The organism is Vibrio sp. 704 (assembly GCF_033339295.1).
The window spans coordinates 1-502 of the sequence record NZ_JAWOUH010001099.1; the positions used below are offsets into that span (position 1 = coordinate 1).

The 502-nt window shown below is 42.4% G+C and carries 1 protein-coding gene; it reads left to right on the forward strand.

The window, feature by feature from the left end; translation table 11 throughout:
• Window positions 1-420, forward strand: a 420-nt coding sequence (locus R7R24_RS30855; protein WP_318120737.1) for an inner membrane protein YpjD, incomplete at its 5' end; no start/stop codon positions are given.
• Window positions 421-502: the final 82 nt, after the last annotated feature.

The following is a 502-nucleotide window of genomic DNA, read 5'->3' on the forward strand; positions in this document are numbered from 1 at the left end:
CATATCTCTTTTGCACTATTTTCCTATGCAACGCTCACCATCGGCGCTTTGTACGCGCTGCAATTGGCTTGGCTCGATCACAAATTAAAAGCGAAGAAGTCGCTGGCTATTAACCCTAATTTACCACCGCTTTTAATGGTTGAACGTCAGCTATTTAAAATCATTCTGATTGGTAACTTACTGCTGACAGGCACACTCATCACTGGTTTTGTGTTTGTACAAGACATGTTTGCGCAAGGCAAAGCGCATAAAGGTATTCTTTCCTTCATTGCGTGGATCGTTTATTCCATCTTACTTTGGGGCCACTACCATAAAGGTTGGCGCGGTCGAAAAGTAACGTGGTTTGCGGTTGCTGGTGCGACGTTATTAACGTTAGCCTATTTTGGCAGTCGTTTTGTAAAAGAAATCATCTTGAATTAAGGAGCTCTCGGGCTCCTTTATCCTTTATATTCGCGGACAGATAAAATACAGTACGCATTAATTCATTGAATTCGCAGCTCAC